Genomic DNA, 14,988 nt, shown 5'->3' on the forward strand with positions numbered 1-14,988 from the left:
GAACAGGACCGTGAAACGACTCCACGCCGATGATAGTGCGGATACCCGTGTGAAAGTAGGTAATCGCCAGGCTCTCCCTTGAAACCCCCCAGTACGAAAGTACTGGGGGGTTTTGCTTTTGCGGCTGCGGTTTGCGGCTGCGAAAAGTGATGGCAGCAAGCATAATTGCTGCTCCGGCCACCTTGTCGCCCCCTCTTTAGCTCATTTCGAATGCCAGCCGACGGCGAAGCCCCGTGGTTTCTTTACCTGCTCGAATGTGAGGGCAATACGATCTACACCGGGATTACCACGGACGTGGAGCGGCGCTTCGCCCAGCATCTGGCAGGAACGGGCGCTAAATATACGCGATCGCGCAAGCCCATCAGGATCCTGGGCTGGCAGCGCTTCGACAACCGCTCGCAAGCCTCAAAGGCTGAGGCGGCGGCGAAGCGGTTGACTTCCGCGCAGAAGCGGAGTTTTTGCGCGCAATTGACGACAGAGACGCACGATGCTCCAGCCGTCGATCCTGCTTGAGCATTACCCTCGTACCTTGAATGCCCCCGCATCGGTGACACCCTTCTTGATCCCGGCAGTGCCTTCTACGCTTCCTTAAGCCTGGTTTAAGGATCGGCCTTTAGGATGGTCCTGTCGCGTCCAGATAGCCCGGACGCCCGAGGTAACCAAGAAAGGAAAACGCCATGATTCGCCAGACGCTTGCACGCTCCGCCATTGGCATTGCTGCCCTGGCCGCTCTTGCCGGGGGCTATGCCTATCTGCAGAAGGAAGTGATCACGCCGGGATATGCCGCTCAGGCGCCCGTGACCGCCTCGGCCCAGCCGCTGGCCGTGGCCGCGCCCACAGACTTTTCGAGCATCGTGGACCAATACGGTCCGGCGGTGGTCAATATCAGTGTTACGGCGCGCGCCCAGCACGCTTCGGCGCAGGTGCCGCAGGGCATGGACCCGGATGATCCCCTGTTCCAGTTCTTCAAGCGCTTCGGCCCGCAATTCCAGGGACCGCAGAACGGCCAGCAGCAACTAGTGCGTGGCCTTGGCTCGGGCTTTATCGTCAGCCCCGACGGCCTGATCCTGACCAATGCGCACGTGGTGGACGGCGCCCAGGAGGTGACGGTCAAACTGACCGACCGCCGCGAATTCAAGGCCAAGGTGCTGGGCGCGGATGCGCAAACAGACGTCGCGGTGATCAAGATCGACGCCAAGAATCTGCCGACCGTGCGCCTGGGCGACCCCTCGCGCGTACGCGTGGGTGAGCCGGTGCTGGCCATCGGCTCGCCTTACGGTTTCGAGAATACGGTCACCGGCGGCATCGTCAGCGCGAAATCGCGCTCCTTGCCCGATGACACCTATGTACCGTTCATCCAGACCGATGTCGCCGTCAATCCCGGCAACTCGGGCGGCCCGCTGTTCAACCTGCGGGGCGAAGTGATCGGCATCAATTCGCAGATCTACAGCCAGACCGGCGGTTACCAGGGGTTGTCGTTCTCGATTCCCATCGACGTCGCCACCAAGGTGCAGGCGCAACTGGTGGCGCATGGCAAGGTCACGCGCGGCCGCCTCGGCATCGGCGTGCAGGAGATCAACCAAGCCCTGGCGCAATCGTTCGGGCTGCCAAAGCCTAGCGGGGCGCTGGTCAACTCGGTGGAGCCGGACAGCCCGGCCGCCAAGGCTGGCCTCAAGCCGGGCGACGTGATCGTGCAGCTTGGCAACGACGTGATCGACCATTCGGGCGACTTGCCAGAGCATGTGGCCGACATCGCGCCGGGCACGCAGACTTCGCTGAAGGTGATCCGCAAGGGCGAGCCCCTGACCCTGACGGTGAAGGTCGGCACGGCCAAGGATGTGGCAGTCGCTGGCAAGTCCCCCGCCAACGACGCCGGCGGCAAGCTTGGCCTGGCGGTTCGCCCGCTGAGCCCGACCGAGAAGCGCGACAGCGGGATTGAGGGCGGGCTGGTGGTCGAAGATGTCGCAGGCCCGGCGGCCAAGGTTGGCATCCAGCCGGGTGACRTCATCTTGTCCATCAACGGCACGCCAATTAGCTCGGCGGAGCAGTTGCGGGCCCTGGTAGCGAAGTCCGGCAAGCAGGTTGCACTGCTGGTGCAACGCGACGATGCCCGTATCTTTATCCCTCTGGACCTGGGTTAACGGCAAAGTCAGCCACGGAGATAGCCAGGGAGTTAACCGCGAAGTTAACCCCCGAGTTAACCTCGGCATAAATGGCGGGCGGGCCGGTGCGAAGGTATGCGTGTCGGCCCGCCAAGCCTTAGTGGACGCCGAATTCCGGTGCAATAGGGCTGCCAGAACGCGCGGTAACAGGTATCATCTCGACTGCGAAGCAGGACACGCAGCAATGGCCTTGACCATCCCGGGCCATTAATGCGAAATTGTCCTGCAGACTCGATGACACAAGGAAGTCTATGCAGTTGGATTTCACCCGCGCGTCCGCGACCACGGGTACCGAGAGAGCGCGGCGCCTGCCGCAAGCCTCGCCCACCCCGCGCCGACGCAAGAAAGCCGAAGCCCCGCACTGGGAGCGTGGCTACCGTTCGCATTTCTACCGCAATGAGCGCGGCGAGAAACTGGGCGAAGTTCGCCTGTCCGATCGCGGCGACATGCCGGTGGTCTATCACTGGGCCGCAGGCAATTACTCCGGTGCGGAGGGCTCGCTCGCTCACGCCCGCATGCGCGTGGAAGAAACCATCGGCTTTGGCATGCGCCAGCTAGCACTGTTCTGACTAGAGCCGATTCATTAGCCGACCCGACGCTTTCTCGGAAAGCGACCGCCGCGCGCGCCCCGCGCCGCGACTCCCCGGAGCGATCCGCTCCGGCAAGCCAGCCAGATTCAGCCAGATTTAGCAGATCCAACGCGCTGCTCAGCCCCTCGGGCCGACACTGCGTAGCCTGTGCGGCAGACAGATCTGCCCGCGCCCGGCATCCAACTCCCAGTCTTGCAGCAAGCGCACGTCAATCGAGACGGCGTTGCGCCAGCATAAAGACAGCAGCCGTCAGGGCAAGCGCCGCGATCAGCCGATACAGATCCTCGCAGGCAATCAACCTGGCCTGCGTATCCAGCAGGCCGGCAAGCTGCGCCAGCGCGGCCTGATAGGCATGGCCAGGATCCAGCCCGCGCGCGCTCAAGGCTGCCTGAGCCGCCGCCATCCACTGCTGCGTCTGCGCCGTGTGCTGGCCAAGGGCGCCGGTCAGGCTCGTGTGCACCGCGAACTGCCGGTTCTGCAAAAGCACGGCGCCGAGCGCAGACGCGAAGGACGCGGCGATCTGGCGCAGCAGGTTCTTGCTGCGGTAGCCGTGGGCGAAATCGTCGCCGGCCAGCGAACGGAAGGTGAGGCCGGCAATCGGGATGATGACCATCACGCCAAACAGGCCCTTGCCCACCAGCCCCCACGCCAGCGCCGGCGGGCCGGCGTTGGGCGGCATCGACGAAAACCACCACGCGGCCCCGGCCATCAGCAGCAGGCCGCTTGCCATCAGCGGCTTCTTGTGCGGCAGATTTGGCGCCACGCGCAGGTAGACGAAGATCCCGGCCAGGCTGACCGTGGCGGCGAAGGTGTTGAGCCAGCCGGTGGTCGCCAGCGGCAGCCCGAGTGCTTGCTCGGCGTAGATCGGGAACACGTAGCCGCTCAGGTTGCTGATCAGGTAGTAAACAAAATACATGGCCAGCCCGGTCAGGTAGACCGGATTGCGCAGCGCGCGCAGATGGAGCACCGGCGTGCTGTGATGCCATTGCTGCCAGAGAAATCCCATCAGCAGTCCGACACCCGCCACACAGATCAGCGCCAGCCGCAGCGGGTGCGAGAAGATATCGAAGCGCGCCTCCGTCATGGCGGCCTGCAGGGTCACCACCGCCGCGCCGAACAGCAGCAGCGGGCCCAGCGCTGGGCCGGGATCGTCCTCGCGCGGTTCGGCATCCGGCAGTAGCAGCCACGCCCCCAGCGTTGCCAGCGCGGCGAAGGGCAGCACGCCGTAGAACAGGTCCTGCCACACGCCGCGCTCGATCAACTCAGCTGCCATGGCGGGCGCCAGCGCGGAGGCGGCAAAGATCCCCAGCATGAAGATGCGCGAAGCGCGCGGCCGGTCGGCCGGCGCGAACATCACATTGACCAGGATGCGGCAGCTGGTAAACAGCGCCCCGCCGCCCACGCCCTGCACAAAGCGCGCGCCCACCAGTTGCGGCAGCGAATGGCTGGTGGCCGCCGCCAGCGTGCCCGCCATGAAGATCAGCAGCGCGCCGGTGAGGTAGTAGCGATAGCCAAAGCGCTGCGCCAGCCATTGCTGCTTGAGGATCATCAACATGCTGCCCACCGCGTACGCGGCCTGGACCAGGGCGAAGCTGCGCGGATCGGCATCGACGCCGCCAACGATATGGCTCGATGCGAACACGAACATGATGTTCTCAAGGAACTCCACCGAGGTGGCCAGCGCGAGCAACAGCATCACCAGGGTCTGGCGCTGCCGGCGGCTGAGCAGGCGCAGCCACCGCAGCCCGAGCCGCAGTGGCCGTAAGGCAGACACGGTTTTCATGGTTCCAGCGTCAGCAGGTTCTGATGCATCCGGTTGAGCGCGCGCGTGGATGCGGCCAGGCCGCTTTCGCCTACCGGCCCCCAGGCCTCGGCGTAGGCCGCATGCACGGCCGGGGCGGTACGCTCCAGCATGCGGTGGCCGGCGGCGGTCAGTACCAGCTCGGTGCTGCGGCGGTCCTGCGCCGAGGCGTGCCGGCGCACCAGGCCGCGCGCTTCGAGGCCGTCCATCAGCCGGGTCATCTGCGTGCGCGTGGCGTCGAGCGTGATGCCGAGCTCGGACGGCAGGCTGGGCTGGTTGTCGTCGGTGGCGAGCAGGCTGATGGCGAGGTATTGCTGAAGGTCCAGCTCGAAAGGCGCTAGCGCGCGATCGATGTGGCTGCGCAGCAGGCGTGCGGTGCGCATGAGCAGCCGGGAAGCCAGGATCAGGTCGCGCGGCGCTTCCGGATGGCCCGCGCAGAAGCGGTCAATGCGGTCTTCGAAGGACATGGCGGGGAGTCAGGTGATGCCGGGGCAACTGGTCCGATCCGGCAATATAATTACAAACGTAATTATATCATCTGAAACAAACCAAGGCGCCGATGCCCTCCGGTGCCCGTTGCATTCAGCGCGCAAGGTGACGGCAAAGCCGCCGCAGCGCTTGGCGCAGCCCGGCAAGCTCGGCCGAGCGCTGCGCCGGCGCCAAGCGGCCGTAGCGCAGCCTGGTGTAGCGATCGCTGAAGTCCTGCACTGCCAGCGCGGCAGCCGGGAGGGCGCGGGCGGCCCGCGCTGCAAAATCTTGCGGCCCTTCGGACGGCGCGCGCACGCAACCGCGGTGTGCCAGCTGGCGGCAGAAGCGTGCGTAGGCGGCTTGCACCGGATCGATCCGGCGGCGCTTGAGCACGAGCGGCAGGAGCGCCAGCAGGCTCAGCGCCGCCAGTCCGCCCAGCAGGACTTGCGGCACGCTGTCACCGATGCCGAGCTGCCGCATCAGCCGCGCCTGCTGGCCGCGATCGTATTGCAATACCCAGCGCTGCCAGGTGTAGACCATGCCGTCCATGCCCCAGCGCAGGTTCCGCAGCCAGCCCGGGTCTCGCATCGCGCGCAGCGCTTCGATCTCGCTGGCCTCCAGCGCGGCGTCGATGCCGCGCTCGACCCGGCTTGGCGCCACCGCGCTGGTGGGATCGACGCGCACCCAGCCGCGTCCCTCGAGCCAGATTTCCGCCCATGCATGGGCGTCGGCCTGCCGCACGATGTAGTTGCCGCCAATGGGGTTGTACTCGCCGCCGAGATATCCTGTGACCACGCGCGCCGGCACGCCTGCCGCGCGCATCAGGAACACGAAGCTGCTGGCGTAATGCTCGCAAAAGCCGCGTCGCGCGTCGAACAGGAAACTGTCGACCTGCTCGTGGCCAAGCGGCGAAGGCGAGAGCGTGTAGCTGAACGGCGCAGCGGCAAACAGCCGCAGCGCGGCCTGCACCCGCTGGGCGGGATCCGGGTATTGCTCGGCCCACGCGGTGGCGAGCGCCCGCGTGCGCGGGTTGCCCGGTGGCAGCGCCAGCGCCAGCTCTCGCGTCGCCAGATCGAGCGGCTGCGCCGCGGCCGGAGCCGAACGCGCGCGGTAGCGCAAGCGCCGGTCCACCGGGTCGCGCGTAAAAAACTCACCGTCGGCATTGATCACCGCGCCGGCGCCGGGGGCAATCGCCTGGCCACGGTCGAGCAGGAACAGCCACGCGTGCTGGTTAGGCTCCAGCGTGACGCTGTAGTTGACGATCCCGTTGGCCGAGGCGTTGCCAGCCGCCTCGCCGGCCCCGGCATCCGCAGTCGTGTCGTCGGCCGCCGGCAAGCCCGGCGCCGGCTGCGCGCGCCGCTGCCGCAGGGGCGATGGCCGCCAGGTCTGTCCATCGAACTGCCACAGCACCAGCGCGCGCCAGTACAGGGCGCTGGCCGGCAACGGACCGCCTTGCACGTCGGCGCGCAGTGCGACTTCGGTCGACTGGGTGAGCCGGCTCACGCTGCCCGGGCTCATGGTGTCGCTGATGCCGGTAGTGGCCACGGCCTCGGCTTGCGGCAGCCGCCACAGTGGATGATCCAGGCGCGGGAACAAGACAAAGAGCAGCAGCGCCCAGGGCAGCCCGATCAGGGTCAGGCGGCCGAGCAACGGCCACACGGCAAGATAGCCGCGTGCCTCGGGATGCCCCAGGAAGAGCCAGTTGCGCAGCAGCCAGGCGGCAATGGCAAGGCTGTACAAGGCCAGCCAGAACGGCTGGTCGAACAGGTACAGGCTCAGCAGCAGGTAAAAACACAGCTGGGTAACCAGTGTGGCATCGGCCAGCACCCGGCACTCCAGCAATTTGAGCACGACGAAGGCGCCCAGCAGCGCCACCGACAGGTCGCGCCCCATGTTGCCGCCGGCCTGCCAGACCAGTGCGGCGGCCACCAGCATCACCAGCCCCGCGATGATCCCGAGCATCAGGCGCGAGGGCAGCGGCGCGCGCTGGTGCCACAACAGCCAGCGCCACGCCAGCAGCAAGACCAGCAAGACGCTGATGGTCACCGGCAGGCTGCGCGCCTGCGGCGCGAGCACCAGTGCCAGCTGGCCCAGCAGCAGGCCATGCTCTTCGTGCGCAAGGGGGCGCGGTGGCAGCTTCACGGTGTGCTTTCCGGCGGGGCTTGACCGGCGCGTCCCGGCCACAGGGCCAGGGCTTCGAGGCAGGCGCGGCGATGCGCGCCGCCGCGGCCGGGCGGGATCTCGACCCCGGGCAGCCGCAGGCCGGTTTCCATGCTGTCGCCCGCGGCCACCACCCAGGCGCACAGGCGCGATAGCCGCGCCTCGAGGCCGAGCTGTTGCGGCAGGGCCTGCCAGTCCAGCCAGCAGGTCGGCAGGCTGCCGGCCTCGCCGGTGCGGCTCAGCCAGCGGCCGGTACGCGCGCTATGTTTCCAGGCGATGCGGTGCAGCGGATCGCCGCTGCGGTAGCGCCGCAACTGATCCGTGCCATCGTCAGAAGGCAAGGACGCTGCGCCATCGTCGTCGGGCTGCGCGGCAAAAGGCAGCGGCGGCGCGCCAGGTTCCGGCCTTGGGTAGACCAGCGCGGCCAGCGGCAGGTCGGCATAGCTCCACACCCGGAACAGGCCCAGCGGAAAACGGCTCGAGAGCGTGACGCGCGGCAGCGCCAGCCAGCCGCGCTGGCTGGTGGGCATGTGCAAGGTCAGCTGGCCGGTGGCATCCCGTGCCAGGCTCAGGCGGGCAGGCAGCGCGCCGGCCTGGGCCGGCAGGCTCGCCTCCACGCCGATGCGTACTGGCGCGTTGCTGCCTGAAATGCGCAGGCTGAATGCGGCTGGCTCGCCGGCAAAGGCTGGCGCCGCGCTGACAGCGGCCACTGTCATGTCGAGCAGGTTGCGGTATGCCTGCCACATGCAGGCCATGCCGATGCCGCCGAGCAGGAAGGTGAGGGCGAAGCCCAGGCTGATGTTGTAGTTCAGTGCCGTCAGCAGCATGGCCATCAGCAAGACCGCGAAGCCTAGGCCGGCCCGGGTGGGCAGGATATACAGGTGGCGGCGGTCGAGCGTTACCACGCCTTGCCGGGGGGCGCGCCGGCGCTGCAGCCAGGGTGGCGACGCCCATGCCTGCCGCTTGGGGCCAGGCGCGGCCGGAGATGCCGTGCCCGACGAGGAAAACGGCCGGCTGCGCGCCATCGGGCGTCAGGGAATGGCCACATCGGCCAGCAGGCGGGCAAGCCCCTCCTGGCCACCGCCGGCTGGGCCGGATGGCAGCAGCCGGTGGCCCGCCACTGGCATGAAGACCGCTTGCACGTCTTCGGGCAGCACGCTGTCGCGCTGGTGCAGCAGCGCCCAGGCGCGCGCGCAGGCCAGCAGCGCCAGGCCTGCCCGCGGCGACAACCCGGCGGCAAAGGCGGAGTGCGCGCGCGTGGCCTGCACCAGGGCCAGGGCGTAGTCCACCAGCGCCGGGCCGGCATAGACCTGGGCCGCGGCCTGCTGCAGCGCGGCCACCTGCGCTGCATCCATCACCGGGGTGCCGGCCGCGGGGGCTGCCCCGCCGAGGTAGAGCACGCGCTCGAAGGCCGGATCGGGATAACCCAGCGACAGGCGCATGGTGAAGCGGTCGAGCTGGGATTCGGGCAAGGCGTGCGTGCCGATCTGGTCCAGCGGATTCTGCGTGGCGATGACGAAGAACGGGGACGGCAAGGCATGAGTGACGCCGTCGTGGGTGACCTGTCCCTCGGCCATCGCCTCCAGCAAGGCGCTCTGCGTCTTGGGGGTGGCGCGGTTGATCTCGTCGGCAAGCACCACCTGCGCGAACACGGGGCCGCGGTGGAAGCGGAATTCCGCGCTGTCGCGCACGAAGACGGAGACGCCGATCAGGTCGGCGGGCAACAGGTCGCTGGTGAACTGCACGCGCTGGAACTGCAACCCCAACGTGCGCGCCAGCGCGTGGGCGAGCGTGGTCTTGCCCACGCCCGGCAGGTCCTCCAGCAGCAGATGGCCACGTGCCAGCATGCAGGCCAGCGCCAGCCGGATCTGCCGGGGCTTGCCCAGGACGATGCGGCCAAGCTGGGCTTCCGCCTCGGAGAGCGATGCGACGATGCGTGGGCGAGCTGTCACGTGAAGCCTGCGGGTCGGGGGGAGAACCCGGCCATTGTAGCGGCGCGCGCAGGCGCGGGAACAGTCTGTTTGCGCACGCAACGGGCACCCGACACACGCGGGGCGCGCCGATTCGCCCGGCTTCTGGCATTATCGAAGCTGTCGGCCCAGCCAACCCCTCATCCGCTGCAATGAACTCCCCGCTTGCTGTCCCGCCGGGTGCCGCTTCCAAAGTGGCTTCCACGGCTTCCAAGGTTTCCACCGCTTCTGCCACCCCTGCGGCCATCGCCCCGACCGCCGCAGACTTGAACGAACTCAACCGCGCCTTTCACGCAGACGGCTATATCGTGCTGCGCGGCTTTGCCCCGCCCGCGGTCTGCGGCCAACTCGAGCAGGTCGCACGCGCGCAACTGGCCGCGGCCGCGGCGCCGGTCGAATATGAAGCCGAGCTAGGCTATCCCGGCGCGCCCGCAAGCCGCGATGCCGTCGGAGGGGCCACGGTGCGGCGCTTGCGCCAGGCCTATGGGCGCGACGATGCATTCCGTGCATGGGCCGCCGATCCCGCAGTGACGCAGGTGGTCGCGACCTTGCTGGGCGAGCCGGTGCGCCTGACTCTCGCTCACCACAACTGTGTGATGACCAAGCATCCGCACTATGGCAGCCAGACCGGCTGGCACCGTGATACCCGCTACTGGTCATTTGCCCGCCCGGAGCTGGTGACGGTGTGGCTGGCGCTGGGCAGGGAGGATGAGAGCAACGGCGTGCTGCGCGTGATTCCCGGCTCGCACACCGTCGCGCTCGAACCCGGCCAGCTCGATGCGGCCGAATTCCTGATCGAGTCGCATCCGGCCAGCCAGGCCATGCTGCAAGGCGTGCGGCCGCTGGCCCTGGAGCGCGGCGACGTGCTGCTGTTCGACAGCCGGCTGTTTCACAGCGCGGGCCAGAACGTTTCCGAGGCGGTCAAGCTGTCGGTCGCCTTCGCCTACCACGGTGCCAGCAACCATCCGCTGCCGGGCACCCGCTCGGCTGAGTTCGGCAGCGTCGAGCTGCCTGCGCCGGCAACGGCCACACGCTAACCGCGCTGGCGCATCAGCTCCGCAGGCTGATCAGGTTCGAGATTTTCTCGGAGGCGGCCAGCAGCGGCGGCAGGAAGCTGCTGGCCATGTCGTCGGCGCTGGTGCGGTTGGCCTGGCCGCTGATATTGATGGCGGCGATGACCTGGCCGGCACGGTTGCGGATCGGCGCGGCCAGCGAGACCAGCCCTTCTTCCAGTTCCTGGTCGTTTTGGGCCCAGCCGCGCGTGCGGATGCCAGCGATGATGGCCTTGAGCTCGGCGGGGTCGGTGACGGTGCGGCTGGTACGGGCGCGCAGTTCGCTGGCGCCCAGCACCCGGTCGAGCTCCTCAGGCGGCAGGCCGGCCAGCAGCACGCGGCCCATCGACGAGCAATAGGCCGGAAGCCGGCTGCCAATGGACAGGTTGATCGTCATGATCTTGCGCGCCGGCACCCGCAGCACATAGACAATCTCGGTGCCGTCCAGCACGGAGATCGAGCAGCTTTCATGCACCTCCTGCGACAACGCCTCCATGATCGGCTCGGCCAGATTCCAGAACGGCATCGAGGTCAGGTAGGCGAAGCCCAGGTCGAGGATCTTGGGCGTCAGGCGGAACAGGCGGCCATCGGCGCGCACATAGCCCAGGCCGACCAGGGTCAGCAGAATGCGCCGCGCGCCGGCGCGGGTCAGGCCGCTGGCCTGCGCGATCTCGCTCAGCGTCTGGGCGGGGTGCTGCGCGTCAAAGGCACGGATGACCGAGAGCCCGCGTGCAAAGGACTGCACATAGGTATCGCTCGGCTTCTCCGGGCCCGGCGCGGCGGCGGGCGCCACGGAAGCATCCGTGGCCGGGTGGTCGGAATTGTCGGGAGCGGCAGGGCTGGCCATCGGTTGGTTCGGCTGATTGCCGAATACACACGGAAAGGCCGAAAGGGTAGAGGAAATGCGGCGCGCGCGCCAGTGGCGCACCCGCTGCGCGCATAATGTCGCGCGTTTGGGAAACATAGCTTGTAAAGGAAACATCGCCTGGTGAACGAGACAATCCAGTGGAACGATTGGGAAGCCTTCTGCTGCGTGGTGGAGCAAGGCACTTTCACGGCTGCGGCGGAGCAGCTCGACTGCCCCAAGTCCCGGGTCTCGGCGGCGGTGGCGCGGCTCGAGTCGGCCATCGGCTCGAAGCTGCTCCAGCGCACGACCCGGCGCATGCGCCTGACCGATGCCGGCAGCGCGGTGTACCGCGACGTGGCGCCCTTGTTTGCGCGGCTGCGTGAGATCCGGCAGGAAACACTGGCGCGCGAGGAGCGGGTGCAAGGCGTGCTGCGCATCGCCGCGCCGTACGAGTTTGGTGCCCAGCAACTGGGCGGCGTGATCTGCCGCACGCTGGCGGCCCACCCGGCACTGGACGTGAAGGTGGAGATCTCGCAAGGCATGGTCGATCCCATTCGTGACGGATTCGACGTTGCCTTTGTCGCGGTCGATGCCGACCTGCCCGATTCCGGGACCGTGGCGCGGCGCATCTATCACGTGGAGCGCGGCCTGTTCGCGGCGCCGGCGCTGGCCGCCGGCCTGCCGCTGCAACTGCAGCCCGAAGACCTGGCCAACCTGCCGACCCTGACCACGCCTGGTGACGGCATGTGGGAATTTACCCGCGATGGCGAGCGCGTGGCGGTACCGATCCGGCCGCGCATGCAGACCGCCAACGCCGAGCTGCGGCTGCAGGGCGCCCTGGCCGGCCTTGGCATTGCCCGGCTGTCGCTGATCTATTGCGAAGCGGAAGTCGCCCAGGGACGGCTGGTGAAGGTGCTGCCGGATTACCCGCCGCCACCGCTGCGGGTCTTTGCCTTGCTGCCTGATCGCCGGCTGCAACCGCGCAAGGTACGCGTCTTCATGGAGGCGGTGGAAGCCATGATGGCCTCCGAACTGCAGGACCGAAACGACGCAGCCGCGCCCGGCCCGTGAGGGCTGGCGCGGCTGTGGGGGTCATTGCGGCTGGGGTGGGCGGCTGGCAGGCCTGCCCATGTCCGCGCTGACAATGTTGCTCACACCGTGAGCACTTGCTGACTATCTCTGACTATCTAACTCTAACTGTCTCTTCCACACCTGGCGAATGCCAGGTTGCGCTCAGGCGCCGTCGCTGAAGCTGCTGCGCGGCTCGTTCACGCCGCGAGCGCCGTCGGTGTACGGGTCACGCGGGCCGCTGCGGGCGCCATCGGTGAACGGGTCGCGCGGGCCGTTGCGGGCACCGTCGGTGAACGCGTCGACTGTGCGGCCGATGCTGCCATCGAGGCGGGCCAGGTCGGAAACCGGCGTGCTGGCGTGCGCGGAGGCGGCGGCCATCGACAGGCCGATGGCGCAGAGGAGGGAAACGGCGAGGGTGCGGGTTTGTGCGAGGGTCTTCATGATGCTTTTCTTCCTTCAGGCATATCGTGGTGTGTTCCACGTTGGCTGTAATGTATGCCTACATCTGCCCAGGAAAAAGCGTCAATCACCAAAACACTGTTCGTCACTATGGACAATGCCCCGGGCGTGGGCCCGGGGCATTCACAAGCATCCCTTGCCGGCGGGGCCTTCAAAGACCTTCAGATGTCTTCAGGTGCCTTTAGAGGTCTTCAGAGGCCAAATCGCGCGCCGAACAATCCCGCGCCAAGGCGGGCAATGATCATCAGCAGGATCTGCGCGATCACGAAAAGCGCCAGCGGCGAGATATCGAAGCCGCCCAGGCGCGGAATGACCCGGCGGATCGGGCGTAGCAGCGGCTCGGTCAGGTGGTTGATGGCGGGTGTGACGGGTGAGTGCGGGTTGACCCACGACAGAACCGCCATCAGCAGCGTGACCCACATCACCATGCTGATGCCCCACTTCAGCACATTGAGCACGGCGATCAGCAGGACCAGCGGCAGGTAGGTCAGCGGGTCGGCGCCGGAGACCAGCAGCACCAGCAGCAGGAACGCCAGGGCGGTCAGCCAGGCGCCGATCACGGTGGCCCAGTCGATGCCGCCAAGGCCGGGGATGAACCGGCGCAAGGGCCGCACCAGCCAGTCGGTGACCTGGAATACTCCTTGCGAGACGGGATTGCGCGTGGGCAGCCGTGTCCATTGCATCCACAGGCGCAACAGCAGCGCCATGCCGAACAAGCTGAAGACGGTATCGAGCAGGAAAAGGGCGATTTCCGAGAACATCGGTTTCGATTCCGGTGGAAGTGTGATGTCGGCAGTCAGGAGTGTCTGCGAACGCACAGATTCTGCCATACCCGCATCGGCGCAGGTCGAAACCCTGGCCTGGCCCCGGAACCTGGCACTGCCGCACGTCCGCGGAACCGCCTGGGGCAGCCCCTATAATGAGCGTCGAGCCAAGTTCCCCAGCGCCCAGACGCTGCCCCCTATGACCCGCCAGCCTGCCGCATCCAAATCCCCGCTTGCCAAGCAGGATTTCGAGGCATTATCCGATTTTCGCTACCAACTACGGCGTTTCCTGCGGTTTTCAGAAGATGCCGCCCAGGGCGAAGGGCTGACCGTGCAGCAATACCTGCTGATGCTGCATATCCGCGGCTGTGCCGGCAAGGACTGGGCATCGATCGGCGAGCTCGCCGAGCGCTTGCAGGCCAAACAGCACGGCGTGGTCGCGCTGGTCAATCGCTGCGAGGCGGCCGGGCTGGTCAAGCGCAAGGCCAACCCGGACGACCGCCGCATTGTCGAGGTCCACCTGATGGCCAAGGGCGAGCGCTTCCTTAACCGGCTGGCCATGCTGCACCGGAGCGAGCTGGAATCGCTGCGTGGCACCTTTCGCGTGGCACGCCTCACGGCCTTCAACGACGACGGCGCGGAGCGCGCCTGAGCACCCAAGAAGCAATCCTGAAGCGTTCCTGAAGCGTTCCTGAAGCGGGAAATCGGCTTTTTTCAACCCGGCAGGCATTCCCCGTTACAGGCAGTTACCAATCACAAGCCTCGGTGACACCCGAGGCGCTCCTGCGGCTCTAGACTCGCGCGCATTCCCACACGCGTTGCTACCGCAGGAGTTTTCCCGATGCCTTTCCCTTCTTTCCCCCTTCGTACCGCCGCGCTTGCCTTGCTTGCAGCGGGTGCCCTGGCCGGCTGTGTGAGCGCGCCATATGGCGGCGGGTATGGTGGCTACGGGGCCTACGGCAATTCGGGCACGTACGGCAGCAGCACGCAGGCGGGTGGCGCTTACCCCGTGGCCTATCCGCAGCAGGGCTACCAGCAACCCGCTTACCCGCAGGCCGACTACCCGCAATCGGGCTACCCGCAGGCGCCGGTACAGGAGAGCTATCCGCAACAGGGTTACCCGCAAGCTGGCTATCCCCAGCCGAGCCAGCCGCAAGCCGCCTACGGCAACGATGCCTACGGCGTGCGCTATGGCCAGGTTGAATCCATCGAGATGTTGCCGGGACAGCCGGCTAGCGGCGGCGTCGCCGGTACGTTGATCGGCGGCATGGTTGGCGGCCTGCTCGGCCACCAGGTCGGCGGCGGCCGGGGCAATACGGTTGCGACCATCGGCGGCGCGGTGGTCGGCGCGGTGGCCGGCAACGAGGTGGAGAAGCGCACCAACACGGCACCGCCCGCGTACCGCATCCGCGTGCGCACCACCGACAACGGCTACCTCACGGTGACCCAGTCGACGCCGTACAACCTGCGCAACGGCGACCGGGTCAAGGTGCAGAACGGCGTGGCAATGCCTTACTGACGATGGGGTTGCCCGGATCTTCAGCTTCTATTGTCTAAGGGTGTTAGGGCTCCCGGGCGGTGAGGCGGCCGCGCATAGCGCACCGCTTCCTCGCCGGGCGCCGTTCATCCCGCAGCAAGAAGCAC

Annotated in this window: 15 protein-coding genes; 7 read left to right on the forward strand and 8 right to left on the reverse strand. The window is 67.4% G+C overall.

Features of this window, described 5'->3' with window-relative positions; genetic code table 11:
- The first annotated feature begins 210 nt into the window (after nt 1–210).
- The 3 genes from AB4061_RS26210 to AB4061_RS26220 all read left to right on the forward strand — a co-directional run bounded on the left by AB4061_RS26210 (nt 211) and on the right by AB4061_RS26220 (nt 2,731).
- The gene (locus AB4061_RS26210) at nt 211–513 is read left to right on the forward strand and encodes a GIY-YIG nuclease family protein (protein WP_441638995.1); all 303 of its coding nucleotides are present in this window, start codon (nt 211–213) and stop codon (nt 511–513) included.
- A 164-nt stretch (nt 514–677) separates the two neighbouring features.
- Nucleotides 678–2,141 (forward strand): DegQ family serine endoprotease, encoded by a 1,464-nt coding sequence (locus AB4061_RS26215; RefSeq protein ID WP_441638997.1) that lies wholly within the window; start codon nt 678–680, stop codon nt 2,139–2,141.
- 272 nt (nt 2,142–2,413) lie between these two features.
- Nucleotides 2,414–2,731, forward strand: a complete 318-nt coding sequence (locus AB4061_RS26220) for a hypothetical protein (protein WP_006164639.1) — start codon at nt 2,414–2,416, stop codon at nt 2,729–2,731.
- A gap of 229 nt (nt 2,732–2,960) precedes the next feature.
- On the opposite strand, the gene AB4061_RS26225 is transcribed toward AB4061_RS26220, so the two are convergent.
- The 5 genes from AB4061_RS26225 to AB4061_RS26245 all read right to left on the reverse strand — a co-directional run bounded on the left by AB4061_RS26225 (nt 2,961) and on the right by AB4061_RS26245 (nt 9,133).
- Nucleotides 2,961–4,535: an MFS transporter gene (locus tag AB4061_RS26225; RefSeq protein WP_441638999.1), complete on the reverse strand. Its 1,575-nt coding sequence runs from the start codon at nt 4,533–4,535 to the stop codon at nt 2,961–2,963.
- Nucleotides 4,532–5,020 carry a MarR family winged helix-turn-helix transcriptional regulator gene (locus AB4061_RS26230; protein WP_441639001.1) on the reverse strand — a complete coding sequence of 163 codons (489 nt, stop codon included), beginning with the start codon at nt 5,018–5,020 and terminating at the stop codon, nt 4,532–4,534. Before AB4061_RS26230 ends, AB4061_RS26225 begins: the two co-directional genes overlap by 4 nt.
- Before the next feature lie 115 nt (nt 5,021–5,135).
- Nucleotides 5,136–7,163, reverse strand: coding sequence for a transglutaminase TgpA family protein (locus tag AB4061_RS26235; RefSeq protein ID WP_441639003.1), 2,028 nt, complete (start codon nt 7,161–7,163; stop codon nt 5,136–5,138).
- Nucleotides 7,160–8,206: a DUF58 domain-containing protein gene (locus AB4061_RS26240; RefSeq protein WP_441639005.1), complete on the reverse strand. Its 1,047-nt coding sequence runs from the start codon at nt 8,204–8,206 to the stop codon at nt 7,160–7,162. The genes AB4061_RS26235 and AB4061_RS26240 overlap by 4 nt, the downstream gene beginning before the upstream one ends.
- A 6-nt stretch (nt 8,207–8,212) precedes the next feature.
- Nucleotides 8,213–9,133, reverse strand: coding sequence for an AAA family ATPase (locus AB4061_RS26245; protein ID WP_441639007.1), 921 nt, complete (start codon nt 9,131–9,133; stop codon nt 8,213–8,215).
- A gap of 284 nt (nt 9,134–9,417) precedes the next feature.
- Here AB4061_RS26245 and AB4061_RS26250 point away from each other — a divergent pair, with 284 nt between their 5' ends.
- Nucleotides 9,418–10,188 carry a phytanoyl-CoA dioxygenase family protein gene (locus AB4061_RS26250; RefSeq protein ID WP_441639009.1) on the forward strand — a complete coding sequence of 257 codons (771 nt, stop codon included), beginning with the start codon at nt 9,418–9,420 and terminating at the stop codon, nt 10,186–10,188.
- A 13-nt stretch (nt 10,189–10,201) separates the two neighbouring features.
- Here AB4061_RS26250 and AB4061_RS26255 read toward each other — a convergent pair whose 3' ends face one another.
- Nucleotides 10,202–11,050, reverse strand: a complete 849-nt coding sequence (locus tag AB4061_RS26255) for an IclR family transcriptional regulator (protein WP_441639011.1) — start codon at nt 11,048–11,050, stop codon at nt 10,202–10,204.
- A 141-nt stretch (nt 11,051–11,191) separates the two neighbouring features.
- Between AB4061_RS26255 and AB4061_RS26260 the strand changes: the two genes are divergently transcribed.
- On the forward strand, nt 11,192–12,121 hold the full coding sequence (locus AB4061_RS26260; RefSeq protein ID WP_150991598.1) for a LysR family transcriptional regulator: 930 nt from the start codon (nt 11,192–11,194) through the stop codon (nt 12,119–12,121).
- A 162-nt stretch (nt 12,122–12,283) separates the two neighbouring features.
- Here the strand turns inward: AB4061_RS26260 and AB4061_RS26265 are convergent, their stop codons facing one another.
- Nucleotides 12,284–12,562: a hypothetical protein gene (locus AB4061_RS26265; protein WP_253930380.1), complete on the reverse strand. Its 279-nt coding sequence runs from the start codon at nt 12,560–12,562 to the stop codon at nt 12,284–12,286.
- Nucleotides 12,563–12,771: 209 nt separating this feature from the next.
- Entirely contained in the window at nt 12,772–13,341 is a 570-nt protein-coding gene (locus tag AB4061_RS26270) for a YggT family protein (protein WP_441639014.1), read from the reverse strand.
- A gap of 202 nt (nt 13,342–13,543) precedes the next feature.
- On the opposite strand from AB4061_RS26270, the gene AB4061_RS26275 reads away from it, so the two are divergent.
- The gene (locus tag AB4061_RS26275; protein WP_441639016.1) at nt 13,544–13,996 is read left to right on the forward strand and encodes a MarR family winged helix-turn-helix transcriptional regulator; all 453 of its coding nucleotides are present in this window, start codon (nt 13,544–13,546) and stop codon (nt 13,994–13,996) included.
- Nucleotides 13,997–14,185: 189 nt separating this feature from the next.
- Entirely contained in the window at nt 14,186–14,863 is a 678-nt protein-coding gene (locus AB4061_RS26280) for a glycine zipper 2TM domain-containing protein (RefSeq protein ID WP_441639018.1), read from the forward strand.
- Nucleotides 14,864–14,988: the final 125 nt, after the last annotated feature.

Source organism: Cupriavidus sp. YAF13 (assembly GCF_052113425.1).
Lineage (GTDB): Bacteria > Pseudomonadota > Gammaproteobacteria > Burkholderiales > Burkholderiaceae > Cupriavidus.

Bases quoted from the DNA above. Each gene is read 5' to 3' on its own strand.
- AB4061_RS26210 (WP_441638995.1), top strand. From the start codon at position 211: ATGCCAGCCGACGGCGAAGCCCCGTGGTTTCTTTACCTGCTCGAATGT.
- AB4061_RS26220 (WP_006164639.1), top strand. From the start codon at position 2,414: ATGCAGTTGGATTTCACCCGCGCGTCCGCGACCACGGGTACCGAGAGA.
- AB4061_RS26225 (WP_441638999.1), bottom strand. From the start codon at position 4,535: ATGAAAACCGTGTCTGCCTTACGGCCACTGCGGCTCGGGCTGCGGTGG.
- AB4061_RS26230 (WP_441639001.1), bottom strand. From the start codon at position 5,020: ATGTCCTTCGAAGACCGCATTGACCGCTTCTGCGCGGGCCATCCGGAA.
- AB4061_RS26240 (WP_441639005.1), bottom strand. From the start codon at position 8,206: ATGGCGCGCAGCCGGCCGTTTTCCTCGTCGGGCACGGCATCTCCGGCC.
- AB4061_RS26255 (WP_441639011.1), bottom strand. From the start codon at position 11,050: ATGGCCAGCCCTGCCGCTCCCGACAATTCCGACCACCCGGCCACGGAT.
- AB4061_RS26265 (WP_253930380.1), bottom strand. From the start codon at position 12,562: ATGAAGACCCTCGCACAAACCCGCACCCTCGCCGTTTCCCTCCTCTGC.
- AB4061_RS26270 (WP_441639014.1), bottom strand. From the start codon at position 13,341: ATGTTCTCGGAAATCGCCCTTTTCCTGCTCGATACCGTCTTCAGCTTG.
- AB4061_RS26275 (WP_441639016.1), top strand. From the start codon at position 13,544: ATGACCCGCCAGCCTGCCGCATCCAAATCCCCGCTTGCCAAGCAGGAT.
- AB4061_RS26280 (WP_441639018.1), top strand. From the start codon at position 14,186: ATGCCTTTCCCTTCTTTCCCCCTTCGTACCGCCGCGCTTGCCTTGCTT.